The organism is uncultured Agitococcus sp., assembly GCF_937920075.1.
Classification (GTDB): domain Bacteria; phylum Pseudomonadota; class Gammaproteobacteria; order Pseudomonadales; family Moraxellaceae; genus Agitococcus.
This window is the reverse complement of the sequence record NZ_CALETI010000020.1, coordinates 1-17,017: the sequence shown is the minus strand read 5'-3', so window position 1 is coordinate 17,017 and position 17,017 is coordinate 1. Positions and strand designations below refer to the sequence as shown.

General features: G+C 39.7%; 14 protein-coding genes, 1 tRNA gene and 1 pseudogene. 8 read left to right on the top strand and 8 right to left on the bottom strand.

The features are described from left to right. The 3 genes from Q0212_RS00605 to Q0212_RS00595 all read right to left on the bottom strand — a co-directional run. A partial coding sequence (locus Q0212_RS00605; protein WP_297920695.1) for an integrase arm-type DNA-binding domain-containing protein occupies nucleotides 1-1,070 on the bottom strand: 1,070 nt, incomplete at its 3' end. 162 nt (nucleotides 1,071-1,232) lie between these two features. Continuing rightward, nucleotides 1,233-1,317: transfer RNA gene (locus Q0212_RS00600), tRNA-Leu, on the bottom strand. A 50-nt stretch (nucleotides 1,318-1,367) separates the two neighbouring features. After that, nucleotides 1,368-2,321: a sulfite exporter TauE/SafE family protein gene (locus Q0212_RS00595; RefSeq protein ID WP_297920693.1), complete on the bottom strand. Its 954-nt coding sequence runs from the start codon at nucleotides 2,319-2,321 to the stop codon at nucleotides 1,368-1,370. A 313-nt stretch (nucleotides 2,322-2,634) separates the two neighbouring features. Between Q0212_RS00595 and rnr the strand changes: the two genes are divergently transcribed. Further along, nucleotides 2,635-4,989, top strand: a complete 2,355-nt coding sequence (gene rnr / locus Q0212_RS00590; protein WP_297920691.1) for a ribonuclease R — start codon at nucleotides 2,635-2,637, stop codon at nucleotides 4,987-4,989. Between the two features lies 1 nt (nucleotide 4,990). Here the strand turns inward: rnr and Q0212_RS00585 are convergent, their stop codons facing one another. Beyond that, the gene (locus Q0212_RS00585) at nucleotides 4,991-5,272 is read right to left on the bottom strand and encodes a hypothetical protein (RefSeq protein ID WP_297920689.1); all 282 of its coding nucleotides are present in this window, start codon (nucleotides 5,270-5,272) and stop codon (nucleotides 4,991-4,993) included. Nucleotides 5,273-5,432: 160 nt separating this feature from the next. On the opposite strand from Q0212_RS00585, the gene imm45 reads away from it, so the two are divergent. After that, a complete protein-coding gene (gene imm45, locus Q0212_RS00580) occupies nucleotides 5,433-5,774 on the top strand; it encodes an Imm45 family immunity protein (protein ID WP_297920687.1) in 342 nt (113 codons plus the stop codon). A 102-nt stretch (nucleotides 5,775-5,876) separates the two neighbouring features. On the opposite strand, the pseudogene Q0212_RS00575 reads toward imm45, so the two are convergent. Continuing rightward, nucleotides 5,877-6,485, bottom strand: a pseudogene (locus tag Q0212_RS00575) (lipoxygenase family protein); the annotation flags it as partial. A 286-nt stretch (nucleotides 6,486-6,771) separates the two neighbouring features. Here Q0212_RS00575 and Q0212_RS00570 point away from each other — a divergent pair. Both Q0212_RS00570 and Q0212_RS00565 read left to right on the top strand, forming a co-directional pair. After that, complete coding sequence (locus Q0212_RS00570) at nucleotides 6,772-8,640, top strand: phosphatidylinositol-specific phospholipase C domain-containing protein (protein WP_297920685.1); 1,869 nt, start codon at nucleotides 6,772-6,774, stop codon at nucleotides 8,638-8,640. Nucleotides 8,641-8,733: 93 nt separating this feature from the next. Then, entirely contained in the window at nucleotides 8,734-9,132 is a 399-nt protein-coding gene (locus Q0212_RS00565) for a hypothetical protein (RefSeq protein WP_297920684.1), read from the top strand. A 44-nt stretch (nucleotides 9,133-9,176) separates the two neighbouring features. Here the strand turns inward: Q0212_RS00565 and Q0212_RS00560 are convergent, their stop codons facing one another. Continuing rightward, complete coding sequence (locus Q0212_RS00560) at nucleotides 9,177-9,716, bottom strand: chalcone isomerase family protein (protein WP_297920682.1); 540 nt, start codon at nucleotides 9,714-9,716, stop codon at nucleotides 9,177-9,179. A 247-nt stretch (nucleotides 9,717-9,963) separates the two neighbouring features. On the opposite strand from Q0212_RS00560, the gene Q0212_RS00555 reads away from it, so the two are divergent. Continuing rightward, nucleotides 9,964-10,620, top strand: coding sequence for a methyltransferase (locus Q0212_RS00555; protein ID WP_297920697.1), 657 nt, complete (start codon nucleotides 9,964-9,966; stop codon nucleotides 10,618-10,620). A gap of 115 nt (nucleotides 10,621-10,735) precedes the next feature. Here Q0212_RS00555 and Q0212_RS00550 read toward each other — a convergent pair whose 3' ends face one another. Continuing rightward, complete coding sequence (locus tag Q0212_RS00550) at nucleotides 10,736-11,488, bottom strand: hypothetical protein (RefSeq protein WP_297920680.1); 753 nt, start codon at nucleotides 11,486-11,488, stop codon at nucleotides 10,736-10,738. A gap of 71 nt (nucleotides 11,489-11,559) precedes the next feature. Here Q0212_RS00550 and Q0212_RS00545 point away from each other — a divergent pair, with 71 nt between their 5' ends. Both Q0212_RS00545 and Q0212_RS00540 read left to right on the top strand, forming a co-directional pair. Next, nucleotides 11,560-11,796 (top strand): hypothetical protein, encoded by a 237-nt coding sequence (locus tag Q0212_RS00545; protein ID WP_297920678.1) that lies wholly within the window; start codon nucleotides 11,560-11,562, stop codon nucleotides 11,794-11,796. After that, on the top strand, nucleotides 11,796-12,902 hold the full coding sequence (locus Q0212_RS00540; RefSeq protein WP_297920676.1) for a DNA alkylation repair protein: 1,107 nt from the start codon (nucleotides 11,796-11,798) through the stop codon (nucleotides 12,900-12,902). The genes Q0212_RS00545 and Q0212_RS00540 overlap by 1 nt, the downstream gene beginning before the upstream one ends. 55 nt (nucleotides 12,903-12,957) lie before the next feature. On the opposite strand, the gene Q0212_RS00535 is transcribed toward Q0212_RS00540, so the two are convergent. Further along, nucleotides 12,958-15,594 (bottom strand): LuxR C-terminal-related transcriptional regulator, encoded by a 2,637-nt coding sequence (locus Q0212_RS00535; protein ID WP_297920674.1) that lies wholly within the window; start codon nucleotides 15,592-15,594, stop codon nucleotides 12,958-12,960. 227 nt (nucleotides 15,595-15,821) lie between these two features. On the opposite strand from Q0212_RS00535, the gene Q0212_RS00530 reads away from it, so the two are divergent. Then, nucleotides 15,822-17,017, top strand: a 1,196-nt coding sequence (locus Q0212_RS00530) for an AMP-binding protein (protein ID WP_297920672.1), incomplete at its 3' end; no start/stop codon positions are given.

The following is a 17,017-nucleotide window of genomic DNA, read 5'->3' as shown; positions in this document are numbered from 1 at the left end:
TGCATCTCTATAACTTCAATCGGATAATCTAAAACCTCGTCTAATATGGTTCTAGCCATTGCTCTAAAGCCATGCCCACACATTTGCTCACTGGTATAGCCAAGCCTACGCAATGCCGCGTTTATGGTGTTTTCTGACATAGGGCGTTGATTTGTTCTAATGCTGGGGAATACATAAGGGCTATTGCTAGAGATAGACTTTAAATCTGTTAATAACTTAACGGCTTGAGAGGATAGGGGGACAATATGCTCGGTTTTTGTTTTGTGAACATGATAACGCCACTCTTTAGCGTTTAGGTCTATATCTGTCCACTTTGCAGTTCTTAACTCACTGGGGCGAACAAATACCAAAGGGGCTAATTTAAGGGCAAAAATAGTAATGTAATGTCCTTCATAGCCGTGTATATCCTGCATCAATCGGGCAACTTGTGAGGGGTCAGTAATCGCGGCTTGATGGTTAGTAATAACTGGTTGCAATGCACCTTTTAGGGCTTGGGTAGGCTCATAAGTGGCGCGGCCTGTGGCTATGGCATATCTAAACACTTGACCACATTTGACTTTTATTCTTTTTGCGGTTTCACGTTTATTTTGATCTTCAAAGATACGACAAACGGCTAATACATCAAGTGAGCTTATATCTGTAATGTTTTTTCTGCCAAAGTGATTAATGGCAAAACTTAATAACCATGTACTTTTTTTATGTGTTGCTTGGGCTAAATAATCTTGTTTGTTTAACCATTCATTAGCGATTGCTTCAAAAGTATTAGCTGCTTGTAAAACAGATAGTCGTTTTTCTTCTTTTTTGGCTTCGCTTGGGTCGATATTATCTTTTAATAGCTTTCGTGCATCATCACGCTTTTGACGTGCTTCTTTTAGTGATACTTCGGGATATATGCCAAACGACAAACGGTTCTCTTTACCAGTAATAGGCCGCTTGTACTTCATTTGCCACTTCTTAACGCCTTTAGGGGTAATCTCTACATAAAGTCCCTCTGTATCGTATTCGCGCTGTGGCTTGTTATCGTCTCGACTATATTTAAGAGTTTTTAAAAATGTGTCAGTTAATGGCATGGGGGCATCATCTTTTTAATAATGTTGAGCAATGCCCTTTATAATGCCCCTAATAGTTTTAGCTTTCAATGACTACCATAGAATACTATAGACAATAAAAAAGCCCTGATTCGTTGAAAATCAAGGCTTTTTATACGGTAATGACTTGCTTAGAAGTCTATTTGGTGCCCAGTAAGGGACTTGAACCCCCACGGATTTCTCCACTAATACCTGAAACTAGCGCGTCTACCAATTCCGCCAACTGGGCATATTCTGCAAAGCGCGTAAATTAGCGAGCTTTGTGGCTTATGTCAATGTTTAGATTAAGGCTTTGGCCAAATTGATAGCACTTAAACCACTAATTAATAAGCCCACGACAATTAACAAGCTTTTAGTGGGTAAATGATGGCACAACCAAGCAGCCAATGGCGCAGCAAACAAACCTCCCACCACTAAACCAGCAATTAATGGCCAGTTACTAAACACACTCCCCATCACCGCAAACGCAGTTGCACCAGCTAACGATAAAAAGAATTCTGCAGCATTGACTGAACCAATCGTAGTGCGTGGATCTTGACCTGTACCTACCAAAGAGGTTGTAACCACAGGCCCCCAGCCACCACCACCCACAGAATCAACAAAACCACCTGTTAAGGCTAAAGGGGCAATATGTTTTGGAGCTTCTTTGCGCGTTTTAATGGCTCTAAAGGCTTTGCTTAAAATATATAACCCCATTAGCAACAAATAAGCCGAAATATAAGGTTTTAATACATCACCATCAAAGCTAGTGACTACATAAGCACCTAAAACACCACCAATCACACCAGGAATCACCAAACGATAAAATAACGCTTTGTTAATGTTGCCAAAGCGCCAATGTGAAAATCCCGAAAAACCAGTGGTAAATACTTCTGCCAAGTGCACAGAGGCAGAGGCTGCCGCAGGTGGCACACCTGAGCCTAATAAAAACGTGGTGGCGGTAATGCCATAGGCCATACCCAATGCCCCATCAATGACTTGTGCGCCTAAACCCACGGCAAATGCAAGCCAAAAAGCATTACTTAACAAGCCATCAGTAATAACATGAGATTCGGGTGCAACTAAATAAACACCACCCATGACAACACTCAATAATCCCAATAAAACCGCAAAAGTTTTGGCTAAAGTAATTAACGAAGGTTGATGAGTAACCTCAACCTCCAATAAGGGCAAACCTTCTTGTTCATGTTGTTTACTTTCGGGAGCGTCATAGTCTAAATGGCGTATTTTCATGGTATTTGGTGTTCAAGAGTCAGCAGTGTGCGCACTATAGAAAAAAACCAATATATTTAAAAATACTTATTAATTATATTTTTATGCTTTATAGTTATAAAAAAACTGTTTTAGGCGAGTTTTATCTGGGGAAAATGTAAGCAAATACGAGCCGCTTGATTAATCGCCCAAATTGTCAAGGACTTGTCATTTTTACCATGTTACAATCTAGCTAGATGGAGAAAGATCTCTCCCTAACCCTCTCCTAAACGAAGAGAGGGAATATTGATGAAAAATTAAAACTGTATCGTTTTTATAGAGAACCAAAATATTTATGACGCAAAATTCGTGGCAAGACCCACAAGCTCAGCGTGAAGCTGAAAAGTACGAAAATCCTATTCCAAGTCGTGAACTTATCCTCAGTATTCTTAATCAGCATAACAAAGCCTTAACTGCCGAACAGTTAGCAGGCGTATTAGGTTTGTATGATGATGAACGCCAATTTGCCTTACAACGTCGCCTAGGTGCAATGATTCGTGATGGTCAACTCAGTGCTGATCGCCGTGGTGCGTATAAACCCCTTGATGAAACTGAATGTGTAAAAGGTTATGTACAAGGGCATCCTGATGGTTTTGGCTTTTTAATTCCAAGTGATAAATCGCCTGATATTTTATTAACCTCCAAACAAATGCGTTTGGTATTTCATGGTGACATTGCCTTAGTGCGCGTGGTTGGATTTGACCACAAAGGTCGTCCTGAAGGTCGGATTGTGCGCGTGATTGAGCATAAAACCGAACATTTAGTCGGACGTTATTGTGAAGAAGATGGCATGGCATTTGTCTTGCCTGATAATCCACGTATTACCCAAGAAATTGTGTTGCAAGGTGATAACAAAGGCGCGCAATTAGGCCAATTTGTGGATGTGCGTATTGTGCACCAACCCACTCACCACAATTTAGCCGTGGGTGAAGTGGTTGAGGTCTTGGGTGACTATATGTCCGCAGGCTTAGAAATCGAAATCGCCTTGCGTAATTTTGAAATTCCGCATATTTGGCCAGCCGATGTTGAGCAGCAAGTGGCAGGAATGACGCCAGAAGTGGCCGAAGCCGACAAACTTGATCGTGTTGACTTGCGCGATTTACCTTTAGTCACGATTGATGGTGAAGATGCCAAAGATTTTGATGATGCGGTATTTGCCCAAAAGCGAGCAGGGGGTGGTTATCGTTTAGTGGTGGCCATTGCTGATGTATCACACTACGTCAAACCCTATGAACCCTTAGATATGGAAGCACGACAACGGACAACCTCGGTGTATTTTCCAGGTTATGTTGTGCCAATGTTGCCCGAAATTTTATCAAACGGTTTATGTTCGTTAAAGCCACACGTTGATCGTTTGTGTATGGTCTGTGATATGACCATTTCCCGTTTAGGGCGAGTCACCAGTTATCGCTTTTATGAAGCCGTGATGCACTCACAAGCGCGTTTAACTTACACTCAGGTCAGTGCTTTATTAGAGCAACCTGAAAGTGAGTTAGGCCAACAAGTTAGCAATACTTATCCGCATCTAATTCAGCCCTTACATAATTTGTATGGCCTATTTAAGATTTTACGTGCTAACCGTGAAAAACGTGGTGCATTGGATTTTGAAGCACCCGAAACCTATATCGTCTTTGATGAACAACGTAAAATTGACAAAATTTTGCCACGTACCCGCAATGACGCTCATATGTTAATTGAAGAGTGTATGTTGGCAGCCAACGTGTGTGCCGCTGAATATGTACAAAAGCGCCAGTTGCCTGCTTTGTATCGTAATCATGAAGGGCCAAAAGACGAAAAACTGCTTAAATTAAAGAGTTATTTGTCGTTGTTGGGAATTGATTTTAAAGCAAAAAAAGCAACCCCAGCCGACTTCCAAGCGGTATTACTACAAATCAAAGACCGTCCTGATGCCGCGATTATTGAAACCATGCTCTTGCGTTCAATGATGCAAGCGGTTTATAGCCCAGATAATCTTGGCCATTTTGGTTTGGCGTATGAGGCTTATGCCCATTTTACTTCGCCGATTCGTCGTTATCCTGACTTGTTATTACATCGTGTGATTCGTCATAGCTTACGTCATCCTGATGCCCAACCTGCTATTGAGATGACCGAAATGTTAGCTTTAGGCGAGAAATGTTCCTTAAACGAACGTCGTGCTGATGAAGCCACGCGTGATGTCACTGCATGGTTAAAATGTGAATACATGCAAGACCATATTGGCGATGAGTTTAAAGGCGTTATTAGTGCGGTGACTGCTTTTGGCTTTTTTGTCTCTTTAGAAGATATTTTTGTTGAAGGCTTAGTGCATGTGCGCACTTTAGAGGGCGACTATTTTAACTTCGACCCCATTTCTCATGTGTTGTTAGGTTCACGAACAGGCATTAGTTATGCAATGGGTGATAAAGTCAGTGTCAAAGTTGCAGGCGTCAACTTAGATGAACGCAAAATGGATTTTGAATTGTTGGCTAAGTTAACCAGTGCAAAACGCAGTCGCTCTGTTAAAAAAGAACCTGTATCTGAGGGCAAACCCTCCAAAAAACCACGTAACAAAAAGCCAGATTTGCGCAGTGATGCTGAAAAAGCTCAAGCCAAGCAAAAAAAGGCTAAAGTTAAAAGCAAAGCTAAACGAGCTAAAACAAGTAAAAAATAGCTTAGAAGTCAACATGATAAATGATTAAGGTCTGAAGCTCAGTTTTTTCTAAGGTTTGATGCTGATTAGACACACTATAAACGCTAGTTTTAATAGTAGTAAAATCGGTGTTTACCGAGGGCTTGGCTGAGCAAGACCAAGTTGTTTGTTGTTGATTACTGTCAATATTACAACTAGAAATGACTCTGGCACTCACTATCATCTCTGCTGATGCTTTGTCGGCAAAAGCAGGATGATTAACTATTAAAAAAAGGATTATAGATAAACCGCTTAAATATTTCATGGCCAACATCCGTGTTGATCTTCAGAGTTATTTAAAGTGTATATGGTATTAAAAATATTGTTAGTTAGGTTTTCTGTATTATTTACATGCGTTAGTCAGTTTTTCTTATAAAAATATGGCATATTGCTCACCATGACACCACAATTTCTAGAGATACAACATGGCAAAATGGCAAAAACTGATTGCATTTAAACATGAAACCATTCGTTTAGGCTCGGTATTACGTTTGCCTGCCCAATACCCTTATGAATCTGTGGTTGAATTTATGGTGTTTGAACCTAATGATTCGGACTATGGTTTAGGTTTAATGGTACGTTCAGGTTATAAGGCAGGTTTAACCTTAGTGATTTTGCCCTCTGAATCACAACCTCAAAATAGCAGAGGCTTGTCAAGCCAATGGTTGATTAAACATTGGCAGACATGGGTTTATCCGTCTTGTCCTGTTGAACATGTGTGGTTAAATGAGCAACCGAGAATCCCTCAGCTGCCACATGAACAATAAAAAACAGTCTTTTACAACGGCAATCACATAGGGTCTGTTGACATTTTGCGTGTGAGCCGCAATCAAAACGTCAACAGACCCTATTCAATCGTCGTTATAAATCTAAATATTAATACTTGTTGGAATTTGGCTCGGTAATAAAAAGTTATAGCTAATTCGTTCACTATTACGCGCATTAATAATAGCTTCAACATCTATTAAGGCTTGGCGAAATTCGGCTAAAGGCCCATTGTCTTCAGTAACTCGATCATCTTCAAACCATGCTAAATAAGGAAAGTGATTGCTGCGATAATCACCCAAAGGACGATAATGAACCGAACCCAATAAATATAAAATATTTAATTGTTCAAACGACTGTTCTATGGGTGGAAGAAATTTTTGCCAATCTGCTTGAGTATGCCCTATTTGTGTGGTGGGGCAGGCTTGCCAACCAGCACCAGAAATAGCAGGTGCATAGGTCATTAATGGTTTTTGGGGAAAGTTAACCGCAGCATGTTGTGCGCTTGCGGTAAAAATAATCATAGTCAAAGTTTCAATTAACACATCTTTGTGGTTAATAGGCATAAAACCTTGAATTTTGCCGTCTGTGATAATTGAGTTTGCCCATGCTTGCAATTCGCTATCATTAATTACGTCTTCACTACCTTGATAGTATAAATCAATATAGTTTTTCACCCATTGTTCGATGGTTGCCCAAATTAATAATTCATCATCACGATAAGGAAGTCATAGTCATATCCCTTGATAAATGAGTGGTTTAAAAAATATCAGGGATAGTTTTGCATAAATAAAGCGTTAGACTTTTTTATTGTATCTTCCCTGACATGTTTAATTTAGTCATTTTTTTATAAAAGCAAGCAGTTTTTTATTAACTTTGTATGCCAATAAAAGCTTACTTATGACGCCAAGTATCAAGCTTTAATCTATGCTAATTAGTACAATTTTTGCCCATAATTTATGCTTGCTGCATAGCATCCCCGCATATTAGAGGGTTATCATGAAAAAAATTATTACACTTGCCAGTTTATTAGTCTCCGCCTCAACAAGTTTTGCTGATTCTGCTTGGCCATTAAGCCAAGCGATGGAATTACAAGCCGATACGCCTGTGAATCGGTTACAAATTTTAGGTGCGCATAATGCATGGAACGATTCTTCCGCAACGTGGGCAAACCAAGTATGGGCTTTAGATAAGTTAATGGACAATGGTGTGCGTAATATCGACTTAGATATTCACAATGATGGTGGTGTAGTCAAGTTATGCCACCAAGATTGTGGCGCAATTTATGCTGCTGTTGATAGTTATCCTAATGAATTACAAAAGATTGCTAATTGGTTAGCGGCACATCCGAAAGAAATTATTTTTATTGATTTAGAAGACCGTGTCGGTAATCAATCCTTAGTGGAAGCACCGCTCAAGTCGATTTTTGGTTCAATGTTATATTTGCCCAGTGATAAGCCAAGTAATCGCTGGGAAACACCACGAGAAATGGTTGCTAAAGGCAAACGTGTCATTGTTAAAGGCGCAAATAATACCTATGACGGCTCGTTAATTTGGGATGGTCGTATTTTTGCCACAGGTGCAGCAGGCGGTTGGAATTCTCGTCCTGTTAAATATTTTGACACAGCGACTTGTACAATGGATGGTAGTCCTTTAGTGCTTGGCCAAATTTACACTATCTCTGATAGCAAATTAGGCAAAGATTTATTGCCTGATGGTTGGGTTGACCAAACAGGTACGATTGATAGTTCTAATATTCCGCGTTTATTTGCTTGTGGTGTTAACAATGTTGATGCCGACCGTTGGGATGACAGTATGACTGCTGCCGCTGTATGGAGTTGGAATGGTGGTGAGCCAAACAATGCAGGTGCATCTGGAGAGAATTGTGCGGAACAAGGCAGTAATGGCCGTTGGAATGATAATAACTGTACGGTAATCCGTCGGTTTGCTTGTCAAAATATCAATAATGCCGATGATTGGCGTGTGACTAGCGGTAGCGGTGCATGGGAACAAGGTCGCGCACAATGTGCCAGTGAGTTTGCAGGTTATCGCTTTGCGGTGCCTGCCAATTCTTACCAAAATCAACGCTTATTAGCGGTGAACGGTGGCCAAAGCTTGTGGTTAAACTATTCAGACAAAGCCCGTGAAGGTAAGTGGGAAGCTTATTATGCGGTAACTAATAGTTGGTCTTCAGGGAACTATGCTAACAACCAAAAAATTTATCAAACCTTAAATATTGCAGGCGCAAGTGCAGTTAAAGTCACTGTCACAGGTGGTTTAGATGGCATTGGTGATAATTTACAGATTTTTAATGGTAGTCGTCAGTTACAACGTAATTTAATTGGTACTAATGTTAGCACCAGTTTTGTGGTCAACGACAACAGTGTGATTATTGCCTTAAACACAGATGCAGCCGTATCAGGTAACGTGTCAGTGCAAATTGAAAGTACAACATTAACAGAAGTACCTGTTTGGAAAAATTTGGTCAATGGCAAAGGCAAATGCTTAGATTTAGAAGGCGTTAGCTCAGCAAATGGTGCGATTGTTCATCATTGGTCTTGTCATGGTGGTGATGGTCAAAAATGGTGGCAAGATGCCCAAGGCCGTATTCATAGTAAGTTGAATCCGAACCGTTGTATTGATGTATCTGGTGCAGGCAGCAGCAATGGTACTAAAATTCACTTATGGGACTGTCATAGTGGTGCGAACCAAGTGTGGTTACGTGGTGCAGGCAATTCCTTACGTCCAGCACACGCACCTAACAAAGCGATGGATATTAAAGACGCATGGTGGGGCGCATTTGATGGCCAAGATGCTCACTTGTGGGATGGCCAAAATAGCTGGGGTCAAAGCTGGACTTGGCGTTAATTTTTAGCTCAACAAAAAAGCCGCTTAATGCGGCTTTTTTGTTGGCGGTTGATTGGTTAAGATGTGGCTAGATTTTTTGAAGGAAAAGACAAGATGTTGCAACAAAATCAGCCATTTTCATGGGGATGGGTATTAGCCAGTGTGGGGATTTTTGTCATCACACAACTCGTTCTTGCTTATATTGTCGGGCAAGTATTATTAGGTGCGCGTATTCCACATGGTTTGCAACAAATGGTACAAGGCTTTTTGATGTTATTAAGCTATTTTGTTGGCGGTTTTTTGATTGGAGTGGTGTCGCCCAAAATTAGAATTATTGAGCCTGCATTGGGTGCGTTTGCGTCAATTTTTTTAGTGGTCATCTTTTCGTTTTTGATGCCCAATAGTTATGTGCATTTTGAATGGTTAAGGTTGTTAATCGGTGGTGTAATTGCTTTTGCTTTGGCAATGTATGGTGCAGTGTTGGGCGAAAAGTTAACCAAACAACTGCCATAAATCGCTACAAAGAAGGTCTGCTAGAGACCTTCTTGTACTGATTTTTAAGCACCTAATAACGCTTTTTTAAGATTGTCTTGAACAGGCTTTTTACCTAACCAAATTTTTAATAACGCACTTGATAAACTTTCGCCAGAAATAGTCTCTTTTAAAGCGTCATTAAACCAAATACGAGTTAAGCCATTACCTGCAAAGTCGATACACAAACGATCACCTTCTTTAATTTGACGAATGTTATTAATTGCACCTTCTAACTCATCAAGACGAGCTTCCAAAGCTTGTAATTCCTCTTTGGATAAATTTTGTTTTAAAGCATCACGAAAACTACCCGAAATAGTTTTGGCATCGACATCGCGTTTTAAAACTAATTCGATACATTGTGGTGCTGCGCTATTGATGATTTCTTCGGCATTATTATTTTTTTGGCCAAGATATAAAGCGGCAACATAGACTTTAAACAGTGCTAAGGTGCGTAAACCTGCACCATTGAGGACTAAGTTTTGTCCTTCGATTGATTTACCATTAGCTAACTTAACGCCAGCGATTTCTGTGTACCCTGTTGCTAAAGGAGTTGTGGTGGTCATGATCAAAATCCTCTAAATAAGTGCTTATGATGTTCAGTTTTTAAAACTCATACTTAGTTGTTATAAGCACGGCTATTATATAGATATATATATATATGTAACAGTAGTCATCTAAAATGAATGGTAGTCATAAGGATTTTCAAATAAGCATCGTGTGTTTTTGGTGAGAGATTGTTGAGGAGTGATGGTGAGGAAAATCGATCAAAAATGTTATAATTGGCTTTCAACCCCTGTTTTATTAGCCATTATGACCCCTTTAGCCCAACAACTTGAACAACAATTACAACGTACTTTAGCCACGGCGACAATTACTGCTCAATCCCTGCCCGATGTCGAAGATTTATTCTTATATTTATTAAATCCTGACTATCCTCGAACACCAATGAGTAGTGAGCAAATGCAAGCCATTTGGCAAGAGCCAGCCTATTGGATTTTTTGTTGGGCATCAGGTTTAGCAATGGCCAAATGGCTGAAAGAAAATCCTGATTATGTGCGTGGTAAACGGGTGTTGGATTTTGGTGCGGGTTCTGGTGTGGTAGCCATTGCCGCTAAACAAGCAGGGGCAGCCGAAGTGGTCGCCTGTGATATTGATCCTTTAGCCTTATTAGCGTGCCAAGCCAATGCCGAGTTAAATGGTGTTGAATTAAGTTATAGCCAAGATTTTTATCAATTGACGGAACGTTATGACGTATTGTTAGCCGCAGACGTATTATATGACGCGAGTAATCGTCATTTTTTGGATGAGTTTTTAGCGCGTGCGCAACAAGTATTGGTTGCCGATTCGCGAGTGAAAAACTTTCAGCATCCTCACTATCAAAAACTGGCAGAGCAGGGAGCAACTACATGGCCAGATTTAGACGAGTTTGACGAATTTAGAGTAGTGCGTTTTTATCGGTCTTGTTGATGGTTGGCTTCAATTCACTTCGGCTTCGCTCAGTGACCACCGATCAGCCAACATAACTTCGTTTAGTCGCCAAAATTTGCTCCCTGAGCGGAGTCGAAGGGAGTTGAAAAGTGGCTTATTCCTTGGTCTTAGAGGCCAAGATTTTATCAATAATTAAATCAGCTTCTTCTTCGGTTAATGGTTTATTGCTAATTGCCGTAACATTATGTGTTGGGGAGTTTTTTTCATCAGTTAAATCTTGTTGTGGCAGCAATTTGTATAACTCATTAAGTAGATTCAGCGACTTCAAATCGGCAGAGCCACGCAAATACACTTCATTATCCAAAATACGAATTTCTTTAATATCTAAAGCATAGAGTGTGGCAACAAAAGCAGGTTTGCGGCGAATATGTGGCGAAAAATCCATGCGATACATGCCATTTTTCGCGCTCATGCCTTCAATATTATTCAACGTATGCTGCAGAGGTGTGGTCTTTTTAACTTGTTTTAGCCACCAAGACCATAAATTAAAGCCAAGCTGCTGCCATGATGATTTAAAACGCCTTGGTGTAAATTCAATTGGGCGACGTTCGCGTAAACTTAAACTTTGTTTATGATGATCAAAAGTAATTTTTTCGACATCAAAGCTCGCTTTGATACCAAATTCAAAACCTTGATGTTCATAGACTAAATCAACATCAAACCAATCTTCATGCAATTCAAAATTTAATAAATGTAAATGTTTGGAGCGCGAAGCCAAGCCTGATAATGCGGTGTTTAACACAGATTCAGGCAAATGCAAATCACGCTCTTCGGCTAAGGTATCAACCGCTTTTTTAAGAAAACCTGTCGCTTTTGCAGCGTAACTTAATACTTGATTCCAATCCATATTTTACCTTTATTATTCATATCAAACATGTATATAATCAAAAATAGCCTTAAATTTTATGAGGAAATTTTATGCCTGATTTATTAGCTCAAAAAGCCAGTTTAGAAGCACGTTATGCCGAATTAAATCAACGTTTGCAAGCTATTCGCCAAGATTATGCCAATGGTTTGGATGCTGATAGTGAAGAACGCGCTCAGCAATTGGCCAACGACGAAGTTTTAGCTGAAATCATGCGTGTTGCTCAAGAGGATTTAGCAAAAGTAGCACAACAATTGCTTGAAGTTTCGGCATTATTGGCTAAAGCGTAATGGCAACACCATTAAAAGAGCAATTAGCAGACTTTGCTATACACACTATAGCCGATGTTTTGCAAAAAATTTACCCTGATTTTGCTAGTCAGTCTTTTATTGCTCATGCCTTACAAGGTTTAGAGACTTTAGAGCTAAAACAGCGGGTGCAACATATCATTGTTGTCTTAGCTAACTACCTGCCACAAGATTTTGAGCAAACAGCCGCCATTTTACAGGAGATTCCTGAGCATTGGCCAAGCCAAATTAATCAAGCGTATAGTGCGTTTGTCGCTTGGCCATTAATTGATTATGTGGCGGTATATGGTTTAGCTCAGCCACAAATTGCCTTGCCAACTTTAGCCAAATTAACTCATTTGTTTACTGCCGAATTTGCCATTCGGCCTTTTTTACAACATCACTTTGAAATCACTTATGGTTATATGCAGCAATGGGCGCAACATGAGCATGAGCATGTTCGGCGTTTAGCCTCTGAGGGGCTACGTTCACGTTTGCCTTGGGGACAGCGTGTGGCTAAGTTATTGGCTGAACCACAATGGGCAATCACCATTTTGCAGCAGCTCAAAGATGATTCGAGTGATTATGTGCAACGTTCAGTGGCCAATAACTTAAATGATTTAAGTAAAGATTATCCACAACAAGTCATTGATTTAGCTCAACAATGGCTTAAAGATACGCCAACTGCTCAACGGCAATGGATTATTAAACACGGTACACGAGGTTTGATTAAAGCGGGGCATGCTGATGCTTTGGGTTTATTGGGTTATCAAACACAAATAGCCATTGAAAACATTAAGTTTAAAGTCGATAAAACACACGTTAATATGGGCGAGTCGGTGAGCTTAAATTTATCTTTTGACTTGCCACAGGTTCAGGCGTTAGTGATTGATTATGCTTTATATTTACCGCGAGCGAATGGTAAACATTCACAAAAAGTATTTAAATGGAAAACCGCCCAATTTAGCCAAGGACAGCAGCAATTAACTACACATTTTAGTTTTAAAGAAATTACCACACGCCGTTATTATGCAGGTGAACATCGTTTTGTGGTGTTGGTGAATGGTCAAGAAAGGGCAGAAGTGAGACTTTGCTTAAGTCTCACCTAATTGATAATGATAGAGTGGTTGATAGATACATTGTACATGATAAATATTCCATGTTTTACAACCTTCGATTAAATGACAAAGATACCGCTGCTGAACGATTAGCCACATTTAATTTGGTAAAAATATTTTTGATATGCCATTTGGTTGTTGATAAAGAAATATTTAGTACATCACCTATTTCTTTATTGCTACAACCTTTTTGCATCAAAGCTAAGACCTCATATTCTTTAGCTGTTAACTCCTCCAAGCTAGGTTTATGAGGGAGTGTGACGGGTTTTTGGCTTGGATAAAGGACATCATGATATAACTGTAAATAAATATCAGGCAGGCAAATTAAACCTTCTTCATGTGCATCACGCAACAATTCACCAAAGGAAGGGGCTTCATCAAAAATGGTTTTAATCGCACATTGCAAACCAACATTATTAAATAATTCAACCAACTGTTGTTTGGCAAAACTATGTTGACCTTGTAATGACCAAATGACAATTTGATTGGCTCTAACCACAAGCAAACGAGTACGCATTTGGCTATTGCTTAAATAATTAGCAATCATCTCCAGAATGTTAAGGGCTTTGTCATATTGTTTTTTGCTGCGCAAGTATAAGGCAGCGGCAATCCCACCATACACCCATGTTTCTTGATAGTGATTGGGTGCTTGTTGCCAAACTCCTGCCTGTAGATGTTCGACTAGATCATAATCTTCAACAATATGTTTAATTTGATTAATTTTATTGCTACGCAACGCATGACTAAGTTCTTCGGCCAATAACTGATTTAAAAAACGATTGTAAGTGCCATGACGCAAAATACGTCGTAATTGCAGTAATAACTGACTTGCACGATGAGGGTTTTGTGAGCCTTGTAAACGAGCAAGGGTGACATAAACATAAAAAACTAACTCGGTTGCACAGGCATAATCAACCGCCATAATCAGCTTTTCGCACAAACTTTTGGCCTCATCTCGACGATTTTGCTCATATAAACTCACCGCCATACAAGTCGCTGCATTAATCCAACAGGGGGTATTTTCTTGTTGTATATATTGCTCAAAAAACTCCTGAGTCATTTGTCTGGCGATTAAAATATGGCCAAGCTCACGCTCTGATAAAATAATAATCACTTTAGTAAAACTAGACATATATTCATGGCCAGATTCTTTGAGTAACACATGGCCTTTATGTGCTTGGCGAATGGCTTCTTCACATTGTCCTTTTAGCATATAGTGACGAGCCATAAAAATAGGTGAGGCAACACGAATATCATGAGTACATTGTTGATAGTCTAGCTCATGCAAATCATTAACTTGCTCATAATTATCGCGGTCAAATAAATTAAAGACTTTATCTAAAAAGAATAATATGTCATTGAGTGCAGGGTTGGGTGATATTAAAAAATGTTGTTTTATCACCTCTAATAAATATTTAGCTTGGCTAAATTGACGAGAAAAAATTAACGCCGCTAATTGCAACAAAGCTAAATTGGGATACGCTAAGCGATGTTCTTGTTTAACTTTATCTAACCAGCGCAAAATTAATAAAAGTTGACCTTCTTTAAACCATGTTTGACAACATGTTTCTAAAATTTGCAAAAATCTATCCGATTCTTGTAGATGTTGAGAGTGATATAAAGCTGACTCACTGTCGTTATGAACTAAAAAATAATCTGCGGCACAATTATGTAAATGTTCAACATAGCTATTTGAATGATGTTGTTGTAAATAAATGATGAGGCTTTTTTGAAATAAAGGATGATAACGATAGCTTTGTTGATGTTCATCTATAATATTGATAAACAAGCCTTTTTGAATAATTCGTTGTAATATCAGTTTGCTATCTAAATGCGGCAAAATATGCTGCATTAATTTGGCATCAAATTTATCAAATAAGGCACTAGCTAATAAATATTCACGGACGTCATTAGACAATTCATTTAAGACAACATTGACAAAATAATCGACAATTTCGGGTTGTGATCCTTGAATATTGTGCGTACTTAATGTGCCAGTTTTGGCTCTGGCCAATAAAGCTAATTTTATTCCTGCTAACCAACCTTCGGTTAAACGAAACAACTCATCAGTTTCATGTTTGGTTAATTGAGGCTGCTGCAAAACTTGACATAGTTCATTGAGTTGATGGGTTGGTAAGCGCAAGTCATGGCTATCAATCACCAATAATTTATCATCTAGCTTGAGCCGACTTAAGGAAAAATCAGGATAGCTACGCGTGGCCAAAATAAGATGAATATGATTAGGTAAATCGGCTAACAATAACGCAAATAATTCTTGAATAATGGCGGCAGTTGCATAATGAAAGTCGTCAATAATTAAATAAAACTCATGGTCAATTTGCGCAAAACTCTCCAATAACGCTTGTGCTAAAGTGTCTGCTTGTTCCAAACGAGCATTAAAAGCATTAATTGATAATAAATTAATGTGGCTAAATTGCTTAGCGAGTAATTCATGAAATTGGCGTAAAAAAACAACAGGATCGTGATGACGTCGATGCAAACTTAAGGTGGCAGTGCTTAATTGTGGATTATCTTGTCGCCATTGTTGCAGTAAGGTTGATTTTCCGCAGCCAGCAGGAGCTAAAATGAGTGTCAAACTAAAGTCTTTGCTATGTGCTAATAAGTCTAATAATTCAACACGTTGCAAACGGCTATTAGATAGGTTTAGCTTTAAAGAGTTCATTATTGTTAGAGTCCATGTAGTGGAAGGCGAGTGTATTATTTTTGTTTGGGCAAATTATGGCCTAAAAATATAAAAACCCTACTAAAGTAGGGGTAAATGTATAAGTATTGTGTGGGAGGGGGAAAAGAGTATTGGCCTAAAAAAACATACTAACCAAGCAAAAAATGACGTAAAAGCGTGTTATAACTTTTGACCTGATAAAAATTAAGTCTCTCAAGGAGTAGAAAATGTCTATTGAGTCAGTATTACAAGAAAATCGTCAATTTGCCCCCAGTGCTGAGTTTGTCGCAGGTGCACGTGTTAAGGGTTTAGCAGAATATCAAGCCATGTGCCAACAAGCCGAAGCCGATTATGAAGGTTTTTGGGCAGGATTAGCCAACGAGCGTCTAACGTGGCACAAACCGTTTACTCAAGTATTAGATCAAAGCAACCCGCCATTTTATAAGTGGTTTGCCGATGGTGAATTAAACGTCTCTTATAACTGTTTAGACCGTCATTTACCCAATTTAGCCCATAAAATTGCCCTGATTTTTGAAAGTGATAATGGCACAGTTACCAAAGTGACTTATGCCGAATTACACCGTTTGGTGTGCCAATTTGCCAATGGCTTAAAAAGTTTAGGCGTAACCAAAGGCGACCGCGTCGTGGTGTATATGCCGATGAGCATCGAAGCAGTGGTGGCGATGCAAGCCTGTGCGCGTATTGGTGCGATTCATTCAGTCGTGTTTGGTGGCTTCTCCGCCAAAAGTTTACAAGAACGCATTATTGATGCAGGTGCAAAAATTGTGATCACCGCCAATGGTGGCGTGCGTGGTGGCAAAATTGTGCCCTTAAAAGCCACCACAGACGAAGCTTTAGCCTTGGGTGGTTGTGAATGTGTTGAGCGAGTCATTGTTTATAAGCGTGTGGTGCATGAAGATGCGCCGTGGACGATTGGCCGTGATATGTGGTGGCATGACCTTGTCAAAGGTAAACCCGAAACCTGCGAGCCAACATGGGTGAATGCCGAAGACCCCTTATTTATTTTGTATACCTCGGGGTCAACAGGCAAACCCAAAGGCGTGCAACATAGCAGTGCAGGCTATTTGTTAGGTGCGGTTAATACCATGTTATTAACCTTTGATTATCGTCCTGATGATGTGTTTTGGTGTACAGCAGATGTGGGTTGGATTACTGGTCATAGTTATGTTGCCTATGCGCCACTTGCTGTCGGGGCAACGCAAGTTATTTTTGAAGGCATTCCAACGTATCCCGATGCAGGACGTTTTTGGCAAATGATTGAACGTCATCGTGTCACGACATTTTATACCGCACCCACAGCCATTCGCTCTTTAATTAAATTGGGTGGTGATTTACCTAAGCAATATAACCTATCGTCATTGCGCTTATTAGGTTCGGTGGGTGAGCCAATTAACCCCGAAGC